General features: G+C 63.4%; 14 protein-coding genes. 10 read left to right on the forward strand and 4 right to left on the reverse strand.

All coding sequences use genetic code 11. The features are described from left to right. Positions 1–5 precede the first annotated feature (5 nt). Positions 6–1,463: a hypothetical protein gene (locus EKO19_RS24205; RefSeq protein WP_129779383.1), complete on the reverse strand. Its 1,458-nt coding sequence runs from the start codon at positions 1,461–1,463 to the stop codon at positions 6–8. Positions 1,464–1,641: 178 nt separating this feature from the next. On the opposite strand from EKO19_RS24205, the gene EKO19_RS24210 reads away from it, so the two are divergent. Genes EKO19_RS24210 through EKO19_RS24235 form a run of 6 tightly spaced genes read left to right on the forward strand, consistent with a single transcriptional unit; the run spans position 1,642 to position 9,142 of the window. Next, on the forward strand, positions 1,642–2,577 hold the full coding sequence (locus EKO19_RS24210; RefSeq protein WP_129779385.1) for a glycosyltransferase family 2 protein: 936 nt from the start codon (positions 1,642–1,644) through the stop codon (positions 2,575–2,577). A gap of 28 nt (positions 2,578–2,605) precedes the next feature. Continuing rightward, the gene (locus tag EKO19_RS24215) at positions 2,606–3,883 is read left to right on the forward strand and encodes an O-antigen ligase family protein (protein ID WP_129779387.1); all 1,278 of its coding nucleotides are present in this window, start codon (positions 2,606–2,608) and stop codon (positions 3,881–3,883) included. An 8-nt stretch (positions 3,884–3,891) separates the two neighbouring features. Further along, positions 3,892–5,301, forward strand: coding sequence for a BNR-4 repeat-containing protein (locus EKO19_RS24220; protein ID WP_129779389.1), 1,410 nt, complete (start codon positions 3,892–3,894; stop codon positions 5,299–5,301). 1 nt (position 5,302) lies between these two features. Next, complete coding sequence (locus tag EKO19_RS24225; RefSeq protein WP_129779391.1) at positions 5,303–6,469, forward strand: glycosyltransferase family 4 protein; 1,167 nt, start codon at positions 5,303–5,305, stop codon at positions 6,467–6,469. Continuing rightward, entirely contained in the window at positions 6,447–7,646 is a 1,200-nt protein-coding gene (locus tag EKO19_RS24230) for a glycosyltransferase (protein WP_129779392.1), read from the forward strand. The genes EKO19_RS24225 and EKO19_RS24230 overlap by 23 nt, the downstream gene beginning before the upstream one ends. A 5-nt stretch (positions 7,647–7,651) precedes the next feature. Beyond that, positions 7,652–9,142 carry a lipopolysaccharide biosynthesis protein gene (locus tag EKO19_RS24235; RefSeq protein WP_129779394.1) on the forward strand — a complete coding sequence of 497 codons (1,491 nt, stop codon included), beginning with the start codon at positions 7,652–7,654 and terminating at the stop codon, positions 9,140–9,142. Here EKO19_RS24235 and EKO19_RS24240 read toward each other — a convergent pair. Beyond that, entirely contained in the window at positions 9,137–9,892 is a 756-nt protein-coding gene (locus EKO19_RS24240; RefSeq protein WP_129779396.1) for a polysaccharide deacetylase family protein, read from the reverse strand. The two genes, EKO19_RS24235 and EKO19_RS24240, sit on opposite strands and share 6 nt — an antisense overlap. Before the next feature lie 109 nt (positions 9,893–10,001). On the opposite strand from EKO19_RS24240, the gene EKO19_RS24245 reads away from it, so the two are divergent. Then, positions 10,002–11,888, forward strand: a complete 1,887-nt coding sequence (locus EKO19_RS24245; protein ID WP_129779398.1) for an HAD-IIIC family phosphatase — start codon at positions 10,002–10,004, stop codon at positions 11,886–11,888. Here the strand turns inward: EKO19_RS24245 and EKO19_RS24250 are convergent. Further along, positions 11,836–13,047, reverse strand: a complete 1,212-nt coding sequence (locus tag EKO19_RS24250) for an acyltransferase family protein (protein WP_129779400.1) — start codon at positions 13,045–13,047, stop codon at positions 11,836–11,838. The two genes, EKO19_RS24245 and EKO19_RS24250, sit on opposite strands and share 53 nt — an antisense overlap. Further along, positions 13,044–14,219 (reverse strand): acyltransferase family protein, encoded by a 1,176-nt coding sequence (locus EKO19_RS24255; protein ID WP_129779402.1) that lies wholly within the window; start codon positions 14,217–14,219, stop codon positions 13,044–13,046. Before EKO19_RS24255 ends, EKO19_RS24250 begins: the two co-directional genes overlap by 4 nt. Before the next feature lie 149 nt (positions 14,220–14,368). Between EKO19_RS24255 and xrtD the strand changes: the two genes are divergently transcribed. The 3 genes from xrtD to EKO19_RS24270 all read left to right on the forward strand — a co-directional run bounded on the left by xrtD (position 14,369) and on the right by EKO19_RS24270 (position 20,149). Beyond that, the gene (xrtD, locus tag EKO19_RS24260) at positions 14,369–15,970 is read left to right on the forward strand and encodes a VPLPA-CTERM-specific exosortase XrtD (protein WP_129779404.1); all 1,602 of its coding nucleotides are present in this window, start codon (positions 14,369–14,371) and stop codon (positions 15,968–15,970) included. A gap of 7 nt (positions 15,971–15,977) precedes the next feature. Continuing rightward, positions 15,978–17,621 carry a glycosyltransferase family 4 protein gene (locus EKO19_RS24265; RefSeq protein WP_129779406.1) on the forward strand — a complete coding sequence of 548 codons (1,644 nt, stop codon included), beginning with the start codon at positions 15,978–15,980 and terminating at the stop codon, positions 17,619–17,621. A gap of 140 nt (positions 17,622–17,761) precedes the next feature. Next, the gene (locus tag EKO19_RS24270) at positions 17,762–20,149 is read left to right on the forward strand and encodes a tetratricopeptide repeat protein (RefSeq protein WP_129779408.1); all 2,388 of its coding nucleotides are present in this window, start codon (positions 17,762–17,764) and stop codon (positions 20,147–20,149) included. Positions 20,150–20,176: the final 27 nt, after the last annotated feature.

Consider the following 20,176-nt stretch of genomic DNA (forward strand, 5'->3'; position numbering starts at 1 on the left):
GAGGTTTATTTGCTATCGGGTTCGTAGGCTCCCACGGCGGGTGTTTCGGGCCGGAGATTCTTGAGGAAATCGAAGACGAAAGGCGTGCCGACGTTCGGTTCGATGTAGCCCGAGAGACTCTTGCCGGCGACCGCCGTCAATACCGCCCATGATCGGGCGCTGCGCGGATCGGTGCCTGCGAAGTTGGGATTCGCGGTCAAGGTGTTGAGGGTCGTGTTCAGCGCCGGCTGTCCGAACTCATATGTGCTGGCATTGCGCCAGCTCAGGTTGGTGTCCCAGACGTTGTTGGGATGGTAGCCATACCCCGCCATGCCGACGTTGCAGCCGGACACGATGTTGTTGACGAATTCACCGCTCGTTTCGTACGCAGCCAGGCAGTAGGCCGGCGCGACCTGGCCGTTCTCTCCCGCGACCGCCACGATGGTATTGCTCGCCACCAGGGCCCAGGGGCCGGGCTGTCCGGTGGCCAGAATGCCGACGTCGTGAAACTGGGTCACCACGTTGGCGACGATATAAGGGCCGGCGGCGGCGATGCCGATGCGGGCACCGGTGACGAAGTTTCTGGCTATGAGCACGTTGGGCTCGGCGACGGTGATGCCTTTGGTATCCAGGCCGTCATACGGCGGCATGAAGCAGGTGTTCTCCTCGATGCGGCCGCCGGCCGTGGCGTCGAACACGGTGCCGTCGGGAGGCGCGACGATGATGCAATGTTTCTCATTGGCGGCGAGGTGATCGCAGCGATTCCTGGAAATATTGAACTGTCGGGAGACGCCGGCCAGCTGAATACAATCGCCGGTCTCCACCGGCCCGATGCCGACCCCGGCGATGGCGTTGTTGCGGATACCGACCGAATCGCCCACCCACCAGAGGCCATCGTCGCCGCAGTTCTGGATCCTGGAGTTTTCGATGACGGCCTGGTGGCCGTAGCCCCAGATGCAGGTCGGATAGCTGCCGCCGCCGGCGATGTCGTGCACGAACACGTTGTTGACGAAGGCGCCGCCCATCGGCGCCCGATCCACGCCACGGCCGTTGTCGAACTGCAGGCCGCGATTGAGGCAGTGACCCACCTCGAGGTTCAGGATCGACAGGTAACTATGGTTGTTGTCGGTCAGACACACGTCGAGCGTGCCGCCGCCATCGATGATGCCTCGTTCCGCGCCGGCCTTGTCGCCTCGAATCGTGATGCGTCGTGCCGAGGTGCCGCTGCGGCCGACGACCAGGCCGGCATTGTGTTGCCCGACGATGTACAGCGAGTCGCCGGGCTGGAGAGCGGACCAGTTGATCGACGTGAAGCCCCTGAATGCGCCGGCCATGCCTCCGTCAGCCGCACAGGCGGCGGTGGTGCCGTCGCCATTGTTGGCGCATTCAGTCGCCGGTCGAACGTGGAAGTCCGCGGCCGACGCGACGGCGTAGATCGTCAATCCCAGGATGAGCGCAATAATCCGATAGCAAACAGCTCGCACGTTACCTTCCTTAGTAACACATCCGATCGCCAGCATCGCCGGCAGGTATTGCGCGGCCGTTAAGAGGGCAGCCGACAGCCGTCAGCCGGATGTCATCGCTTCGTAATATCTCCAACCAACGCGCCACTGTAACAAACACGCCATACAGTGCCGCCAACACCCTTTCTGCCTGTTCATCATGATCGACGTCGACGTGTTGGTACTGACCTACAAGCGGCCCGCGCTGCTTGCCGACACGCTCGACAGCCTGGCCCGGCAGCAGCTGCCGCCCGGGTATGGGATGAACATAATCGTGATCGACAACGATGCCGCGCAATCGGCGCGGGCGACGGTGAGTCGATTCCAGGCCGAGTTCGGCGCGGTCCGCTATGTGTGCGAAACCGAAGCGAACATCGCCAAGGCCCGCAACCGGGCGCTTGCGGAAGCTCGCTCGCGCTATGCCGCTTTCATCGACGACGATGAAGTGGCCAGTCCGCAATGGCTGGCGACGTTGCTCCGCGCTCGGGAGCAGTACCGGGCATCGGTCGTAGTGGGGCCCGTAATGCCGTTGCTGCCGGTGGACACGCCTCGCTGGGTGATTGCCGGCCGCTTTTTCGACCGGCCCCGGCGTGTGACCGGAACCATCGCGAATCCTGGGGCCGGCGGCACCGGCAATGTGCTTCTGGATCTGCACGAAGTGAGTCGGACTCGCGTGCTGTTCGATGCCTCGTATGGGATCTGGGGCGGTGAAGACACGGACTTCTTCCAGCGTCTCGCCGCCGCGGGCGTCAATGCTGTCTGGTGTGATGAGGCAGAGGCGCACGAATACGTGCAGCCGCATCGGTTGAAGATCCGCTGGCTGATGCGTCGCTCGTTCATCGGTGGGCATTGTTTCGCGCGCATCTTCGATAAGGAGCAGAACTCGTGGTGGCACGCCACGCGAGCGCTGAAGTACGCGGGCATTTCGGCGAGCTTTCTGCTGCTCGTTCCTGTGAGTGCCTTTGGCGGAATGACCGGCATCGCACGCACGCTCTGTCGCAGCTCCCGGCATTGGGGGCGCAGCGTCGGGCTTTGGGGTTTGTTTGCTGGCTCGGCCAGCGGCAAACAGCAAAGGCGGGTGGCTCATGCGGGATGACCTACGCAGCTGGTGGGGCCTCGGGCCCATGGCCATATTCGTTGTCGCGTGCGGTCTCGCCGGAATGTTCGGCGAGGTTGCAATCAGCGGCGGCGCTGCTGCGTCCGGTCGTGGCTTCACCGAAGATCCGCGGCGCCTGATCATTTTCGGACTCGCCTATGTCTGGGCGCTGGTGTGGTTGCTGTCCCGGTTCTCGGATGTCGTAAAGCTCGCGCAACGCATCTGGTTGCTATGGGTGCTGGTGGCCTATGCGGCGGCCTCCATGCTGTGGTCGCCGATTCCCTTCAAGGTCTTCATCAATTGCGGTCACTACGCCGGCGAAACACTGGTCGCGCTCGCAGCCGTGTGCGCCGTACGAGATGACCTGCGCCGACTGGTGATGTTGCTGGTTACCGTACTCGGCAGCACTGTCGTGGTCTCAGTGATCGCCGTCAGGCTCGGCTGGCCGAATTCTCTGGATGCTGAATCCGGTCGGTGGGCGGGGATTGCCGGCAACGCCAACGCTCTAGGCTTCACGAGTGCCATCGTCCTCGGCGCCGCTGCAAATATCTTCCTCGCGCCCGGCGCATGGTTCGTCCGGCTCGGCAGCGCTGTGCTTGGCGTTGCCGCAGCGCTGGCATTGCGGGGCAGTGGCAGCGCCACGTCGCTGATCTTCGGGCTGGTGCTGACGGCGGGTGTCGTGTGGTTCCAATTCGGCAGAAACATCACCAACACCGGCATAGCGACCCGCGTGGCCACCGCAGTGGTCATCGTGTTCCTGATCGCGATCGTCGCGATCACGTTCATGCCGCAGGCGTTCGAGGCGGGCACCTGGCTGGGCATGCTCGGCAAAGACGGCACGTTGACCGGTCGCACCTATATCTGGGCCTACGGCTGGAATCTGTTTCAGCAGCGCCCCTGGTTCGGCTACGGATTCGATTCGCTCGCGTCCGTCATCGGCGAGTTCGGCAAGCTGGGCCACATGCACGATGGCTATCTCGATCTGCTGGTACGCGGCGGCATCGTCGCGGTCGCTCTGTATCTGGTCGTGCTGGTGCGCGCGATCTATCGGCTCATGAAGTTGACGGCGCGTATGCCGCAAGCTGCCTTCTGGCTGATGTTCCTCGTGGGCGACATGGCATTCGAAGTGGCTGAAGCGACGCTCATGCGGCCCGTGAACATCGTGTGGCTGCTGTTTCTGATCTCAGCCATCGTGGCGGAAAAGGATGGAGTTCTTCAGCAGGCGGCGAGGCCGGACGACGCAAGGGTTCGCTCTCGCGGTCATCCCATTGGCGGTCGCGTCGCGTTTCCCAACCTGATGCGTTGAGCGAAGCCATGTCGAATCATGCGGGCGTCTTTGGAGGATTGCTGGTCGCAACGGGCATGGTTGCACCGATCCCGGTGCTTGCCGCCGCCACGCCGTCGGCGCCTGTCATCATCACCGAAGGCAGAGTGACGCCGGGCGCCCGCCTCGAAGCGGTCGTGGTGCTGCCCGACGTTCCCGTCTCGCCACAGGCGCGCAATTTGTTTTCTACTCCGGTCGGGCTGTGCGGCGACAAGCTCGTCGTCGCCGCGGTCGAGGACGGATCGCGCTTCGCCAATCGCCTGACGACCGTGGTCCGGCTCGGCGAACCGCAGGACGGGCGCTGGCAATGGCAGCGCACCGTGCTCGAGGAAAGAACGTTGCCCGACACCTGGCACACGCAGCCCTCGGTGGGCATCGACTCCAGGCAGCATGTCCACGTTGCTTACAACATGCACAACATGCCGTGGCAGTACGGTCTGTCTCGCATGCCTTGCAGCATCGACGACTTCGAGTTTCGGGGCAGGCCGATGAGCGACGCGGACCTGCACACGGCCTTCGAGGAGAACCGTTCGCCCTGGGGTGACGCCGGCGCGGCCGCCATTCCCGGCAATCAGATCACCTATCCGGGGTTCTTCAACGATCGCAATGGGGAGCTGTATGTCACGTATCGATTCGCGGTTCGACCGGCTCGCACGTGGCTGGAGCGCGCTTTCGGCAGCGGCATCGCCCGTTTCGACACCGGCACACAACAATGGTCCGCCGTTGGTGGCGAGGTACCACTGACCAGCCGCGACGCGCAGCCCGCCGCTGCCGATACGGCTTCCCGTCCCTTTGCCTGGGAGCCGGGCTGGACGGTCTACCATTCGCGCCTGTGGTTCGATCGTAACAATGCGATGTATGTAACGTGGATGTGGCGAAAGGAACAAGCCGGCCTCGATACGGCACATCCGAGCTTCGCCATGCGACCCGATCCGCAAGCTCCGTTCCAGCGCGCGGACGGCTCTTCCTACGAGCTGCCCATCCGGCTCTCCACCGTAGGTGAGATCGACGCGTTCGAGCCTGGCCATGCATATCAGGCCGGCACATCCATTACTACTGACGCGCGCGGCACGCCGCTGGTGGTGCTGGAATCCAATGACAAGACGCCTCGCACGATCGTGACCTATGACACGAAAGCCAAGCGCTGGCGGGTCGCGGAACGCTCTCCCTATGGAGCGCCCTCGGTGATTTGCGAAGACGACGGCACCTGCTGGGCCTACGCGTCGGGGCCGCGCGTTTTCAGGCGCAAGAATCTGGAGACCCGCTGGAAGCTGGTGTTCGAGCAGGAGGGTTATTGCGATCCCAAGCCGTTGCACGTGCTCGGCGTGAAGCGCCGCTTCCTGCATGTCACCCGCTGCGACTGGCGCACCTCGCGGGTGATCGAGCTGGTCGATCGATAATATGAAAGTCACGATCGTCCAGCGGATCTTGCCGCACTACCGAAGCTCCTTCGCGCAGCAGCTGCATGAGCAGCTCGCGATGCGTGGTATCGAGCTCGAGCTCGTGTACGGACAGGAGTTGCCGGGAACGGTGCCGCGTACGAGCCCATTGCAAACGCCCTGGGCACACCAGATCGACAATCGCTACCTCACCGTCGGTGGCACGGAGGTGGTGTGGCAGCCGTGCCTTTCCAAACTGCACGACAGCGATCTCGTCATCGTCGAGCAATCGAACCGACTCCTGCTCAACTATTGGTTGCAGCTCCGGCGCACGGTGTCGCGGCCGTTGTTCGCCTTCTGGGGACACGGTCGAAACATGCAGAGCAGAAGTCCGCGGGGTCTGCGCGAACGTTTCAAGAGCTCGCTCGCACGTCATGTCGACTGGTGGTTCGCCTACACGGAGCTGTCTCGCGATACCGTCCTGCGCAGCGGCTTTCCGGACGAGCGTGTCACCGTCGTCAACAACGCGGTCGACGACGAAGAGCTGCGCCGGGGCATGCACGCTTGCGGTGGCATCGAGCCGCTGGAGATGGCGCGCACGCTCGGTTGCAAGGGAGGCAACGTGGCGCTCTTCTGCGGTGGGCTGAACCGCGAAAAGCGCATCGACTTCGTACTGAGCGCGGCCCAACGCGTGCGTGCACTGGTGCCGGATTTCGAGCTGCTGATCGTCGGCGACGGGCCGGAACGAGCGCGTGTCGAGGAGGCGAGGCAGCGCCTGCCCTGGATTCACTATGCCGGCGCACAGATGGGAGAAGCCCGTGCCCGGTACTTTCACGCCGCGAAGCTGCTGCTGATGCCTGGAGCGATCGGGCTGGTGGCGGTCGATAGTTTCATCGGCCGCTGTCCGTTGTTCACGACCGAGCTTGCTTATCACGGTCCAGAGATTGCCTATCTGCGCTCTGGTTACAACGGCTGCATGACGGCCGATGATGTGGACAGCTATGCGCGCTCGGTAGCTCAGCATTTGCAACAGCCGCGGACCCTCGACGGATTGAAGGCCGGCTGTGACGAGAGCGCCCGAAAATATTCGTTGTCGGCGATGGTGACCCATTTCGCCGGCGGCGTGGAGCGTTGTTTGAAAGAATCCACCCGGGGAGCGCGCGCCGATGCGGGTCCTGCTCGCCCATAATTTCTATCGCTCCACCGCGCCGAGCGGTGAAGACACGGTTTACAAGGAAGAGCGTGCGCTGCTCGAACGCAATGGCGTCGAGGTGATTCCGTACGAACGGCAAAGCGACGATCTCGACGCGGCCGGCGTACTGAAGCTCGCGCGTTCGGCGTTGGATGCAAGCTGGTCGGTGGCGGCCGCTCGTGAGCTGTCCGGTCTGATCGGACGCACGCGGCCGGATGTCGCGCATTTCCACAACACCTTTCCGTTGATCTCACCGAGCGCCTATGGCGCCTGTGTCGCGGCCGGCGTTCCGGTCGTGCAAACGCTCCATAACTATCGGCTGATCTGCCCGGGCGCGATGCTCTATCGCGAGGGCGTGCCTTGCGAGGACTGCGTTGGCAAATCGCTGCTGCCGGCGCTTCGGCATCGCTGCTATCGGCATTCCTTGCCGGCGACGGCGAGCGTCGTGAACATGCTGTGGAACAACCGCCGGCGCGGGACTTATTCGTCGCTCGTGCAACGCTATGTGGCACTGACTGAGTTCGCGCGCGAGCGATTCATCGCGGGCGGGTTGCCCTCGGATCGCATCGAGGTGAAGCCGAATGCATTGACGGTATCGCCGCCAGCAGGCGCGGGGCAGGGCGGATACGCCGTGTTCGTGGGCCGCCTCAGCACTGAAAAGGGCGTGCATACGCTGCTGGAAGCCTGGCAAGCGCTCCCAGATGTTCGTTTGAAAGTCGCCGGGGACGGACCGCTGCGCGCGGAGCTCGAAGCGAAAGCCAGCCAGCGCGGTTTGAATGTTGAATTCCTGGGACGCCTGGAAAGGTCGCACGTTGCAAACGTGGTCGGCGAGGCTTCGATGGCGATCGTGCCGTCGCGGTGGTTCGAAGGCTTTCCCATGGTGGTCGTCGAGGCATTTGCTTGCGGGACGCCGGTCGTTGCCTCGCGTCTCGGTTCGCTCGCGGAGATCGTTCGAGAGGGAATCAACGGCAGACTTTTCACTGCCGGAGATCCGCAGGCATTGAGTACCGCGGTACGCGCGATGTTCGATGCGCCCGATGCGTTGAAACAAATGCGCAAGAACGCTCGCGAGGAGTTCGAAGCTCGCTACTCGGCCGAGGCGAGCTTTCAAGCCTTGGTACAGATCTACCAGCGTGCGTCGCTGCCCGAACAGCTCGCGCACGCTCAGGGTTGAGTGCGATGAGCGCGGCCTCTCTGAGCGAACGGAGCTTCGCCGCTGTCATGTGGAGCTACGCGGGCGGGTTTGCCCGCGCGTTCGCTCAATTGGGCGTGCAGATCGTGCTCGCCCGCATGCTCGGGCCGCATGTCTATGGCCAGTTCACGATCGTGCTGGCCGTGATGGGGCTCGGTTGGTACATCGCCGAGAGTGGCATGGGCGTCGCGCTGGTGCAGGTGAAAGAACTCACCAACGATGTGATTCGTCAGGCGCTGGGCGGCGTGCTGATGCAAGGCGCGGTGGTTGCGGTGGTGCTGTTCTTCGGGGCGCCTCACCTTGCCGCGCTGTTCGATGAGCCGGGACTGACCGGTCCGCTGCGGGCGTGCGCGGGGCTGGTCTTCCTGCAGGTGATGGGCAACATCTCCTTCAGCCTCATGCGCCGTCAGTTCGATATGAAGCGCTGGTACTTCATTCAAGTCACGGCCTATGTGGTGGCGTTCGGTGGCGTCGGCATCGCGCTTGCCGGACTTGGCGCCGGAGTGTGGTCGCTGGTCGCGGGCTTTGCCACGCAATCGTTGATTACCTGGCTCGCGGCCTACCGGCTCGTTCGACATCCATTGCGGCCGCTGTTCCGGATGAGTGCCGACTTGCGCAGCTTCGGAATGAAAGTCCTGGGCAGCGCGCTCGCGGCGTGGGCGGCGGACAATCTGGAGCGCGTGGTGATCGGTCGCGTGTGGGGAGTTGCATCGCTGGGCGCGTACTCCATCGCTCAAGGACTGGCGCGAGCACCGGCGACGCTGCTGACCTTTTCGGTGCAGTCGGTGGCTCTGCCGATGGCCTCACGCTTGCAGGACGATCCGGAACGATTGCGTCGTGCCTATTGCATCGTCATGGGCGGACTGGCGCTCATACTGCTGCCACTATTCTCGTTGTTTGCCGTCGCCGCGCAGCCACTCGTTCTTCTGCTCTACGGCGATCGTTGGAACGCGGCGGTTCCGCTGCTGACGGCGTGCTCGGTCTCTGTTCCGTTCTATGTCATGGCAGCCAGCACGGGCACTTTCCTGCTGGCGACCGGAGCGGCGGGGCGAGAGGCAATTTCGCAGCTGATGCTGGCGGGGGCGCTGCTGGCGGGCTTCGTCGTGCTGGGCGGATTGCCGCTCGCGACCGCCATCTGGATCGTGCCCGCCGTTTATATGCTACGAGCGGCGGCGACTTATCTGATGTTGTCACGTCGCATCGGGCTGTCGCACGTAAGAACATTTCGCGCGCTGCTGGGAGGTATCGCCTTGGCGGGCGTGGTCGTGCTCGCCTGGGAATTCAGTGCCTGGATGCCTCAGGCCAGTGAGGTGTCGACCGCCGCCTTGCTGCGGCTGGTCTTCGTTGGTGGCCTGGCGATGCTGGCCGTGTTCGCCTCGCGCGGGGCTTTGTTCGGACCGGAGCTGCGCACCGTCATCCGTGAACGGATGCCATCGAATCGAGCCGGCCGGATCGCTCGGCGAGTGCTGGGTCTATGAGGCCAGCGACGCGAGCCTGCGGCGCACGCGGCCCATCGAATGGTTGAGGAACCAGCCACCGGGCACGACGGATTGCAGAGCGAATATCCAATTCGATTCATCACCGCGTGGCGCGATTCTCGGCAGTGTATGCAGATCGTTGGCGCTGCGAGCCCGGCCGGGCATGGTCGTGACCGCGGATTTGTAGCCTGCCTCTCGTGCCAGCGTCGCGGTGGTTTCGTTGAAGCCGCCATAGGGATAACAGAAGTGCTCGATCTCCCTCCCGGTGATCGAACGCAGCTGGTCTCGGCTGACCGAGATTTCTTCGCGTGCCGCCGCCGGTGGCAGCAAGTCGAGCCGGCAATGGGAGCGCGAGTGCGAGCCGATTTCCATGCCATGATCGAGCCACGCACCAAGCTGTGCACGGTCCATGAGCGGCTTTTTCGCTCCAAGCGCGTCGGCGTCCCAGGCGTTGTATGAGCCGACACTGCCGCTCACCACGTAGCACGTGGCGCTGAATCCATGGCGCGCCAGCGCCGGCGCCGCGTGGATGAGGTTGTCTACATAACCGTCATCGAACGTGATGATCACGCTGCGATCCGCCTGGCCGGAATGCAGCAGTCGCAGCCCTTCGGTGACCGAGACCCCGCGGAACCCGAGCTTGTCGAGCAGCCGCATCTGTTCCGCAAACGCCTCCGGCGAAACATACAGCCACGGCTGACCTACGCCGGCGGGCGCCGCGTCCACGTTGTGGTAAGTCAGGATGATCATCCCGAATTATGGTCGCCACCGCGTTTCAACCGGATGAACATGCCGGTGTCATCGCGCCGAAATAGTGCCGTTCTACCGTGTCCTGCTGAAATGCACTTCAGGCACGGCCATGTTCCAACTGGAATTCAGCGACGGTAACGCCGGACTCGGCGCCGCGGAGGACGTCCAGCCTTCGGCCGTCGATCGCGATGAGATCGAGGCGATCTGGTTCATGAGGTGGGAGGAGCACTGTGTGGAGTGCGCCATGCCTCATTGTTATTCGACGTGCTCGCTCTATGCGCGCCGTGCCGATCTGCAGTGCGCCCGATTCGTCAATGGCATCGTGCCCAGTCCGGCCTTTCCGGGACAGCTGCCGCACGGCGCGCAAGTCGGGTTCAAGCGCTGGGGCAAGCTCGAGGCCAACCTGAAGTGGAGCTTCGAAACGACGCTGTCCGAGTTCGTGCGGATCAGCGAGTTGGACCGGCGCTCGGGACGGGCGGTGAGTCAGGTCGCCCCGCTCTGGAACAAGGCGTTGCCGAGCCCGCGCCTCAATCTGTTCGCGCTGCATGGGAAATGGCGTCGGCATCAGCTCGACGGGCGCCGCCGGCGCTCGCAGGGCACGCGCACCCCGGATGAGCTGGTCATCGAGGTCTTCGCCCCCAAGGGACAGTCGTGCAGCCTGATCGTCGAGCTGATCGTCGATGCCAGCGCGCGTTATCGCACCAGCTTGGCCCTCGAGCCCGGCAACAAGCTCGCGAGAATTCCTTTCGAAGCGCTCGGCACCCGCCTCGAAGAACTGTTGCGTCCCGGGACGTTGCTGCGTGTGTATCCGGCGGGCGATGCGCAAGTGACGCTGGTGTTTCGCTGGCTCGCGCTGGTGGCTTACAAGCCGGACGTTCGATCCAGGCAGCTTGCACCCGCGAAACCTCAGCTCGTGGTCGCCGCGCCGGCACCGGCCGCGAAGGTCAAATGCGTGGTGTGGGATCTGGACAATACGCTTTGGCGGGGCGTGCTCGGTGAGCTCGGGCATGCCGGTGTGGTGCTCGATCAACGCTGCATCGACGTGATCAAGGAACTCGACCGCCGCGGCATCCTGCAGAGCGTGGCCAGCAAGAACGATCATGCCGACGCCTGGGGCAAGCTGCAGGAATGCGGCCTCGACCAGTATTTCCTGTATCCGCAGATTCATTGGCAGGAGAAGAGCGGCAGCCTGCGCGCCATCGCGGAGAATCTGAACATCAATGTCGATACGTTTGCCTTCATCGACGACTCTGCCTTCGAGCGGCAGGAAGTCGCCGACGCGCTGCCTCAGGTGCGAGTCTTCGACGTGGCCGAAATCGAGTCGCTGCTGGATCAGCCGTGCCTCGATGTGCCGACCAGCAAGGAGGGCGCGCGTCGCCGGGAAATGTATCGTACCGAGGAGCAGCGGCGTCAGTCGGAACAGTCCTTTGGCGGTCGCTATCTGGAATTTCTGCGCAGCTGCGAAATGCGCGCGCGGGTGTTCGAGCCGCAGGGCGCCGATGAGGTTGGACGCTGCCTGGAGCTAATCCAGCGCACCAACCAGCTCAATACGTCGGGCATCCGTTACTCGCAGGAACAATTCCTGGAGCGACTCGCGGCACCGGATTGCTGGTGCCTGGCGGTTTCGTGCGCGGACAAGTTCGGCGACTATGGAATCGTGGGATTTCTGTCGATCCGCTCGACCGATACGTCTGCCACCGTCACCGATTTCGTGCTTTCCTGCCGGGTGGCGCAGAAGAAAGTGGAGAACGCGATCTTCGAATTCGTTCGCACCGCTTGCAAGCGCCGGGCAGTCACTCAGCTGGCGCTCGACTTCGTTGCTTCGGAGCGCAACGGCATCATGCGCAAGAGCCTGGATGAGGTGGGATTCACGGGCAGCGGCGCTCAGGCCCGGGAGCAGTTGATGCTCACCTGCGCCACACCGGTGGCGGATGGTGATGTCGTCAGGCTCGAGTATCTGGATCGGTCGCGGCCGGCAGACGTGGCCTCGGGATGATGGAGGTCAGCCATCGCTTGATGGCGGCAGTCCGCATTTCCGTGACCTGAGCGAACAAGGCCGTGCACAGCCACGTGAAGATGGCGATGCACGGCAGAAGCAGCCAGGTCGTGGACTCAAACCGGCTCATTTGCCAGCCGAGCCCGAAGCGCGACTGCAGTAGTGCGCAGACGATCATGATGATCGGAACGTGCACGGCGTAGAGCGAATACGACCGGTCCGCGAGAAAGCGGTTCATTGGCAGTTCGAGTACGCGTGGCACGGCTCCATTCCAATGGGCCAATGACACCAGCAGATTCGCGAGGCTGAGCGCGACGCACAGATCCGTGACCAGGAACCATCCTGTGATCGAAACGAGCTGCGTTCCATCGCCGATGCGCGCGGCAAACAGAACCGCAGCGAGCACGACGAGCGCATGCAGGGGCGACTTGACGAGCGGCGCGGACAACAGCCGGGCTGCCGCGCCCACGGCCCATATCGCGAAGTAGGGCAGCACCTGATAATCGCCATAACGCTGGAATGCCAGCAAAGCGGCGAGCGCGCAGCCCAGTGAGAAAAGCGTCCAGCGCCTGCCGGGTGACCAGCGCTTCGCCAGCGGTGCGAGCAGCAACGGCCAGAGCACGTAGTACCAGAACTCATTCGCGAGCGACCAGAGCGCGACATTCGAGCCGAGCTCGTGGCACCGGACCATCTGCAGGAAGAAGGCGTTGCAGGCGAGAGCGGCGGGAGTTCGATTCGGCTCGAAGCTGACGTAGATCTCCTGGCCGGCCGCCATTGCCGAGCCCATGTCATCCAGCAGATACGTCAGTGCCAGCGCCGGCAGCAGCACGATCCAAAGCCGGGAGAGCCGGTCGAGATAATAACGGCCGAGGTCCAACTCGCCGTGCTCCAGGACTTGTTTCAGCACCTTGCCGCCCACCAGCCAGCCACTCATCACGAAGAACACCATCACGGCCTTGTGGGCGAAGCCGACGAAGAATATCCAGCCGTAGTGGCCCAGCAGCGAGAGGTGATCGGCCGGCGCCTGCATGCTGAACACCGTCTCGGGCTTGATGAGACGCGCATCCAGATGGGCCACCATCACCGTCAGAGCGGCTATCCAACGGATCGCATCCAGGCTGGGGGAAAGCGCGCCGCGTTCCGTCGAGTGAGGCGTCATGCTCGCGCGATCTCCCTGGGAGCGGGCCACATTCCTCTCAGGGAACGTTTGATTTGAGCCGTTCGTACCTCGGTCATGGCCGCGAATGCCCACGTAGAGAGCACCACGAACATCAGAACTCCAGCTAGCACTGCCCACACTCGCGGATCGTCCTGTTCCATCTTCCAACCCAGGCCGAACTGAGATTGCAGCAACGCGCAGGCGAACATGATGAGCGGCGTGTGGATCGCGTAGAGGGAGTAGGAACGTTCCGCGAGGAACTGATGAACGCGCAGCCGGAAGATCCGCGGCAACGTTCCTTTCCAATGATTCAATGTCACCAGCACATTGGCTGTGAGCAGTGCGGTCACGAGGTCGAACAGGAAAGTCCGCAGCGGCGTATCCAGCATTTCGCTGCGAACCAGCACCCTGGTGCCCACCAGAAAAGCAACGAGCAGGCCCGCTGGAATCGCAGGCGATCGCATCATCGGCACGGGCAACACGCGAGCGAACGCGCCGATGGCCCAGATCGTGAAGTAGGGCACGACGTTGTAAGTGCCGAAGCGCTGGAACAACAGGGCGGCACATAGCGCGCCGCCGACCAGAAACAGGCCCCATCGAAACCGTGCGCCCTTGAATCTCATGAGCGGCGCGAGCAGCAACGGCCACAGCACGTAGTACCAGAATTCATTGGCGAGCGACCACAGCGCCCCGTTGGTTCCGATCTCGGGACAGGTGACGGTCTGCAGGAACAGAACATTGCACGCGAGCACTGCGGGCGTCCGGTTCGGCTCGGCGTTCTCATATATCGCGGGGCCGGCGGCGAGCCCGTAACCCAAGCCATCCAGCACGTATGTGAGCGCAACCGCGGGCAGCAGCACGATCCACAAGCGCGACAGCCGGTCGAAGAAGTAGCGCGGCAGATCCACGTTCCCACCACTGATCGCTTCCTTGAGAATCTTGCCGCCGACCAGCCAGCCGCTCATGACGAAGAACAGAATGACGGCCTTGTGCGCGAAGCCGACACTGAACAGCCACAGGTAGTAGCCCGACAGGCCACCCGGGGCGGCGTGGGGCTCGAAAATGCGGTTGTCCAGATGGGTCACGACCACCGCGAGCGCCGCCATCCAGCGCATGGCATTCAGCGCTTGCGAGAGCGGAGTGTCATCCGGCGGGCGATGCGAATCGGTCACGAGGGCGGCCACTGTCGAGGGGTCGCGACAGCCTGTCACAGCTTTGTTACAGGCAACTCCGGCCTGCTTAGTCTTCGCACTGTCACACAGTCGCCATAACCTCCGCGTTCCCCGTGGAGATTCACAACAGTCGGCGGCCGAGCGGGTAGATGAGCACAGTACTTCGAGCGTCGGCGGGACCGGAGCGGCCCGGCGGCAATAACAATATCCGGCTGTACGCCTGGGCGGCGCTCGCCGTCGCCGCCGTGGTGGCGGCGGCCGCGATGCAGTCCGGCGTCGCCAGCATGATCGACACGTGGCTGCACCGGGAAGAGTACAGCCATGCCTTGATGATTCCCGTGATCTCGGCCTATTTGCTGTGGCAACAGCGGGCGCAGCTGGTGCGGCTCGAGCTGAAAGGTTCGTGGGTGGGCGTGGCCATCGTGCTGGTGGGCGCGCTGATGCAGATCGTCGGCGTCCTGGCCACGGTCGAGGTCGTGCAGCAGTACGGCTTGCTGATCGCGATCTATGGACTGGTGATCGCGCTGATCGGGGTGCGTCCGTCGGCAGATCTGTGGGCGCCGCTGTTGCTGCTCGCGTTGATGATTCCGTTGCCGCAATTCCTGCTGGGCAACTTCTCCGCGCAACTGCAGTTGATTTCTTCCCAGATCGGCGTGTGGTTCATCCGCCTGTTCGGCATCAGCGTGTTCGTCGAAGGCAACGTCATCGACCTCGGCGGTTACAAGCTGCAGGTGGCCGAGGCGTGCGACGGGTTGCGCTATCTGTTCCCGCTGCTGACCCTGGGCTTCATCATGGCCTACCTGTTCAAGGTGCAGATGTGGAAGCGGGTGCTGTTGTTCGTTTCCAGCATTCCCGTGACCATCTTCATGAACAGCTTCCGCATCGGCACCATCGGCGTGATGGTGGAGCATTGGGGCCAGTCGATGGCGGAAGGCTTTCTGCACGACTTCCAGGGCTGGGCGGTGTTCATGACTAGCGCCGGCGTGCTGCTGCTGGAGATGATGGTGCTGGCGAGCATCGGCAAGAACCGGCGGCCGTGGCGCGAGGTGTTCGGCCTGGATGCCGCCGAGCCTATCGATAAGAACGCGCCGCCAGTATCCCGGAGCGTGCCGGCGTCGTTCATCACCGGCACCGTCATCGTCAGCGCGTTCGTCGTCGGCGTGATGATCGCGCCGGAGCAGCGCGAGACCATTCCGAAGCGTGAGTCCTTCTTTGGCTTTCCCACCCAGGTCGAGACCTGGACCGGCCGGCGCAGCGCGCTGGAGCAGATCTATCTGGATGCGCTCAAGCTCGACGACTACGTCATCGCCGACTACATGCGCGGCGGGCGCGAGGTCGTGAATTTCTATGTGGCCTGGTACGACTCGCAGCGTGCCGGCAATTCCGCTCATTCGCCGCGTTCCTGTCTGCCCGGTGGCGGCTGGCACATGAAGGAGTTCGGCCAGGTCGACGTTCCCGAGGTTCGGGTGGCGGGCAAGCCGTTGCGAGTGAATCGAGTGCAGATCGAGCTCGGTAACCGCAAGCAGCTGGTGTACTACTGGTTCCAGCAACGTGGCCGGGTGATCACCAACGAATATATGGTGAAGTGGTATCTGTTCGTGGACTCGTTGACCCGACAGCGGACCGACGGCGCGCTGGTGCGCCTGGTGACACCGCTGGAAATCGGCGAGCCGGTGGAGCAGGCGGATCGCAGGCTGGCCGAGTTCGCGGGCCAGGTGTCGTCACGCCTCGAGCGTTATATTCCGAATTGAGACGCAGATGGATTTGATGCTGGGGTTCCTGTTGGCAATGAGCGTCACCATGGCGCTCATTCCGCCGCTGATGCAGGCCGCGGCGCGCTGGCAGTTTCTGGACGCGCCCGAGGCACGCAAAGTACACACTACGCCGGTGCCGCGAGTCGGTGGTATCGCGATGGCGGCGGGCACGTTGCTCGCATTGTTACTTTCCGGTGAGTTCGCGCAGCCCATGCCGGCGTATCTGGCCGGCGTGCTGGTGTTGTTGCTGTTCGGTGTCTGGGACGATCGCGTCACACTGAGCGCCGGGCCGAAGCTGATCGGCCAGGTGATCGCGGTGCTGTTCATCATGGTGTGGGGCGATGTGACCATCGGCACCATCACCTTGACCGAGCGGCACGAGTTGCCGGTGTGGGTGTCGTGGCCGCTGACCTTTGTGTTTCTGATCGGCGTGACCAATGCCATCAATCTGGCCGACGGTCTCGACGGTCTCGCCGGCGGTACGACGCTGTTGTCGCTGTCGGCGCTGGCATTGCTGGCGTTCACCTCGGGCACGCCGTTCGTCGGCGTCGTCGCCATCGTGATCGTCGGCGCCATTCTGGGTTTTCTCCGCTACAACACGCATCCGGCGCGGGTATTCATGGGCGACGGTGGCAGTCAGATCCTGGGCTACTCGGCCGCCGTGCTGGCCGTGGTGTTGACGCAGGATGAGCTGACACCCTTGAGCTCGGCACTGCCGTTGCTGCTGCTGGGCATTCCCATCATCGATACGTTGATGGTGATGACCCAGCGGATGCTCGAAGGCCGCTCGCCGCTGCAGGCGGATCGCAACCACATCCATCATCGGCTGCTCGGGCTCGGCTTCGATCATCACGAGGCCGTCATGGGGATTTATTTTCTGCAGGCGTGTCTGTTCGTGACGGCCTGGTATCTGCGTTACGAGTCCGATGTGACCATCATCGCCGTGTTCGCGGGCCTGTCGTTGCTCACCATCGGCTCGTTGCAGCTCGCCGTGGCGGTGAACTGGCGGCTGCGTCCCGTGAGTCCCAAGGGCAGCGACAACTCATCCAAGGTCGGGCGGTTGGTTGCCTGGCTGCGAGCTCCGACGCGACTGCCGCGCTGGTCGTTGGTCGTCATCGGCAGCGGCGTCGCCTCGTATCTGTTCGCGGTCAGCGTGGTGAGCCCGCGGCCCAGCACGGACGTGCAGATCCTGGCGGCCGTCGTCGCGCTCAGCATGCTGGGCCTGATGGTCATGCGGTGGCGGGAAGCGGACTCGGGCTGGATGCTGCGGGGAGCGGCGTTCCTGGCGCTGGTGATCGCTGTGTATTTCGATCGTCAGACAACGACGCTGCTCGAACAGCGCTCCGCGTTGCAGATTGCGCTGTTCGCGGCGCTGGTGATTGCAATCGTCATACGTTTTCGGCTGGCGAGCGACCGGCGCTTTCGGGTCACGCCGCTGGACATACTCGTCATATTCATCGCGGTCGCCGTACCCAACTTGCCCGGATCCGTCATAAGTGCCGCCACCGTGGGCGAGAGCATCGCGAAGCTCGTGGTGCTGATGTACGGCGTGGAAACATTGTTCAGCGCCGCCGCTCACTGGTGGCGACTGCCGAGCCTGGCGGCGTTCGGTTATCTGCTCGCCTGTTCGCTGCACAGCCTGTACTGACGCTTTGCTTGACACAGCGTCGTCCGGTTTGCAACGACGTTGTCATCTGACCGTCAACTGTCACGCATACGCTCGTCATCCTTGAAGCGCCGCGCCAAGTCACATCCCGCGCGGCAAATAAAAGATTCCGGTGCGAAGCGATGAAGACCCTGAGCAAACTGGTGTGCGCGGTGGCGATCGCCAGCCTGATGGCTGGCTGTGGCGGCACTGAGCAACGCAAGGCCGGTTATGTCGAAAAGGGCGAGCGCTATCTCGCCGAACGCAACTACGAGAAGGCGCGCGTCGAATTCCGCAACGCCTTGCAGATCGATCCCAACGATGGGCATGCCCGTTATCAGCTCGGTCACATCGCCGAGAAGCTGGGCAATCCGCGCGAAGCGGCGGGTTACTACCAGGCGGTCATCGATCAGGACGCAAACGATCTGGAATCACGCGCAGCGCTCGGACGTTTGTATCTGCTGGGTGGCGCGCCGGCGCGCGCACTTGAACTGGTGACCCCAGGTCTCACGCAAGATCCGAACAACGCCCAGTTGCTGACGGTACGTGGCGCCGCGAAGGCACAGCAGGGTGAGGTGAAGAGCGCGTTCGAAGACGCCGAAGCTGCGGCGAAGCTCGCGCCCAACGACGAGTATGCCATCGCGTTGCTCGCTTCGCTGTATCGGCAGAATTCGCGCACTGACGAAGCCATCAACGTCGTGAGCGCCGGCATCGACCGCGTTCCGGACAGCGTCGATCTGCGGGTCGTGCTCGCCGATCTGTTGCTGGCCCAGAAGCGGGAGTCCGAAGCTGAGACGCAGCTGAAGAAGGTGATCGAGCTGCAGCCGGACGATCTGTCGCATCGCTATCGGCTGGCGCGCTTTCATATGCTTGCCAAGAACCTGCCCGCGGCCGAGCAGGTGATGCGCGATGCCATCAAGATCAAACCCGACAGTGTCGAGCCGAAGGCGGCGCTCGCCGAGCTGCTGGCATCGAATGGCGAGGCCGACAAAGCCGAAGCCGAGCTGAAGCAATTCGCTGCGGAAGAAAAGGTCAGCGCGGCCATGCAACTGGCGCTGGCCCGCTTCTACGAGTCGCATCAAAAGTCCGACGATGCGCAGCGCGTCTATGGCGAAGTCATCAAGCAGCAGGAGATCAAGCCCGATGGTTTGACCGCGCGCACCCGGCTCGCCATGTTGTTGCTCGCAAAGCAAGACGTGCAGGGCGCGACGACGCTGATTGATGAAGTGCTGAAGGAGAATCCGCGCGACAACGACGCGTTGACTCTGCGTGGCAATATGGCCTTGTCACGAGGCGATGCGCCGTCAGCGATTGCCGATCTGCGCTCGGTGTTGCGTGATCAGCCGAATTCAGCGCCGGTGCTGCGTGCTCTGGCGCGTGCTCACTTGCAGAACAATGAGCCGGCGCTGGCCGAAGAAACATTGCGGACGGCGGCGCAGGCCAATTCGAGCGACAAGTCGGTCCGGATGGAGCTGGCGCAGCTGTTGACTCAGAGCGGTCGCCCGGAGCAGGCACGTCCGGTGCTCGAGCAACTGGTGAAGGATTCGCCGAACGATGTGCCGGCGATGGAAGCGCTGTTTCGCGTACAGGCATCGACCAAGGATCTGGCGGCCGCGCGCCTCACCGCTGAAGGGATCAAACAAGCGCGGCCGGATCTGCCGCTCGGCTGGTATCTGCAGGGCGCCGTCGACGAAGCGGAAAAGAAATATGACGCCGCCATCGCCGCTTATGAACGGGCGCTGCAAATTCAGCCGAGCGCGGGTGAGCCGTTGACTGCACTGGTGCGCGTCGATGCCACTCGCAAGCAGGTTCCGCAGGCGCTGGCGCGACTGGACAAGATCATCGCCAGGCAGCCGGAGAATGCCATTGCCCACAATTTGAAGGGCGAATTGCTGACGACGCGAGGCGAGCTGGACAAGGCGGCGACTTCTTTCAACGACGCCATCGTCAAAGCGCCGAAGTGGTGGATGCCGTATCGCGGCCTCGCGCTCTCGCAGCTCGCCGGCAAGCGCAATGAGGATGCGATCAAGACGCTCGAAGACGGCCTGGCAAAAACCGGCGCGGCTTCCCTGGGCACCGATCTCGCCGCGCTCTACGAACGCGTGAACCGGCCGGACGACGCCATTCGTATCTACGAATCGATGATCAGCCGCGAGCCCGGCTCGGTCGCGGTGGCAAACAATCTGGCGATGTTGCTGGTGAGCTATCGCACTGACTCCAACAGTCTGGCGCGCGCCGGCGAGCTGGCCAGCAAGCTGGACAAGGTCAGCGAACCCTCCATTCTGAATACGCGCGGCTGGGTCAAGTTCAAGCGCGGCGAGTTCCAGGAATCCGTGGCGCTGCTTCAGCAGGCCGTGGAGAAATCGCCCGAGTCGCCGCTCATGCGATATCACCTCGGCATGGCGCAGTTGAAGACGGGCGATCGGGTCTCGGCGGAGAAGAATCTCGAAGCGGCGGTGCGCTCGGGCCGGCAGTTCCACGGCGCCAAGGAAGCGCAGGCCGCGCTCGATCAGATCAAAGCAGCGGGCTAGGGCAGACGCGCGGTGCGCCGCGTGGGG

The organism is Peristeroidobacter soli (assembly GCF_004138485.1).
GTDB lineage: Bacteria > Pseudomonadota > Gammaproteobacteria > Steroidobacterales > Steroidobacteraceae > Steroidobacter > Steroidobacter soli.